The 1,562-nt window shown below is 70.5% G+C and carries 2 protein-coding genes; one reads left to right on the forward strand and one right to left on the reverse strand.

Annotated features, from left to right (window positions below; translation table 11 throughout):
• The coding region (locus FKP22_RS33080) for a hypothetical protein (RefSeq protein WP_170201173.1) at window positions 1–393 on the forward strand (393 nt) is incomplete at its 5' end.
• Between the two features lie 13 nt (window positions 394–406).
• Here the strand turns inward: FKP22_RS33080 and FKP22_RS29895 are convergent.
• Window positions 407–1,562 (reverse strand): diguanylate cyclase domain-containing protein (locus FKP22_RS29895; RefSeq protein ID WP_170201174.1); only part of this gene is annotated, 1,156 nt, incomplete at its 5' end.

A 1,562-nucleotide genomic window follows, 5' to 3' on the forward strand; every position in this document is an offset into this window, starting at 1 on the left:
ACCCGCCGCGGCCATCCGCAGGAAACAGCGGCGCTGTGCGAGCGCGCCTTTGCGCTGAGCCCGCGTGAGCCCCTGCGGGTCGTCTGGCACCTGGCACTGGCCTGGGCGGCATTGGCGATGGCGGATTTCCCCGCGGCGCTGGAAGCTTCGCAACAGGCCATGGCAGTGAACGCCGAATTCGCCACCGCCTACCTCACAGGCACCGCCGCAGCGCAGCAGTTGGGCGCGACCGCCCTGGTTCAGCGCTGGGTCACCTTCCTGCGCGAGCGCAGCGCATTCGACAGCCTGGCCGCGGTACAAGCACGCCTGCCACCCGCCACCGAACCGGCGCACCGCCAGCAAATGGTCCAGTTGCTGGCGCTCCTGCGGGCTGCCGGCTTGCCGCCCCGGTGAAACCCATCCAGCTTCAGGCGTGCGCCTCGCCACGGCCGGCGCGGCGCCTGGCCTTGTCGTCGTACATGGCCCGGTCGGCGTCCTGGATCAGCTGGTCCAGGTCATCGTCCCCGCCGAAGAACAGCCGGACGCCGATGCTCGCGCCGACGCAGGAGGCCATGCCCATGCTCAGCAGCCACGGCTGCGCCAGGGCCTGGGCGATCTTCTCGCGCACGCCGTCGGCAGCCTCGCTGGCCACGGCAAGTTCCTGGCCCAGGTTCTCGCAGATCACGACGAACTCGTCGCCGCCCAGCCGGGCCACGGTGTCACTCTCGCGCACGGCGCTGCGCAGCCGCCGCGCCACCTCCACCAGCAAGCGGTCACCGGCGTCGTGGCCGTGGCGGTCGTTGAGCTCCTTGAACTGATCCAGATCGATGAACAGCACGGCGCCGTGGCTGTTCAGCCGGCGGCTGTTCTGCTGCGCGTGGCGCAGCCGGTCCAGCAGCAGGCGGCGGTTGGGCAGCCGGGTCAAGGGGTCATGGAAGGCCAGGCTGCGCACCTCTTCTTCCATCGCCTTCTGGCGGCTGATGTCGCGCGCGATCTTCGAGGCGCCGATCAGCTCGCCGGCCTGGTCGACCAGCGGCGAGATGGTCACCGACACCGGCACGCGCCTGCCGCTCTTGTGCAGCCGCTCGGTCTCGAAGTGCTCGACCGGCTCGCCGCCGCGCAGACGCTCGATGATGGCCTCCTCCTCGTCGCGCCGCTCGGGCGGGAACAGGCGCTGCAGCGGCTGGCCCAGCATCTCGGCCGCGCTGTAGCCGAAGATCTGCTCGGCGCCGCGATTCCAGCTGGTGACCTTGCCGTCCAGCGTCTTCGAGACGATGGCGTCCTGCGAGGATTCGACGATGGCCTCGAAGCGGCGCTGCGCAGCGTCCAGCTGCCGGCGCGAGACGCGGCGCAGCTGCAGCAACGCAAAGCCGGCCACTGCCAGCGTGCTCACGGCCAGCAGCACGATGCTGGTGTCCACGCGGTTCCAGCCGCTCGGGAAATCCGCCTCCGGCAGGCCAACCACCAAGTACAGCGGAAGGCCGCGCAGCTTGCGGTAGGCATTGATGCGCGAGACGCCGTCCAGTGCGGTGGCGGCCACGTATTCACCGGCATCCGGCCGCGCCGCAATCGCTTCGCGCAGC

This window comes from Ideonella azotifigens, from assembly GCF_006519715.1.
GTDB classification, from domain to species: Bacteria; Pseudomonadota; Gammaproteobacteria; order Burkholderiales; family Burkholderiaceae_C; genus Ideonella; species Ideonella azotifigens.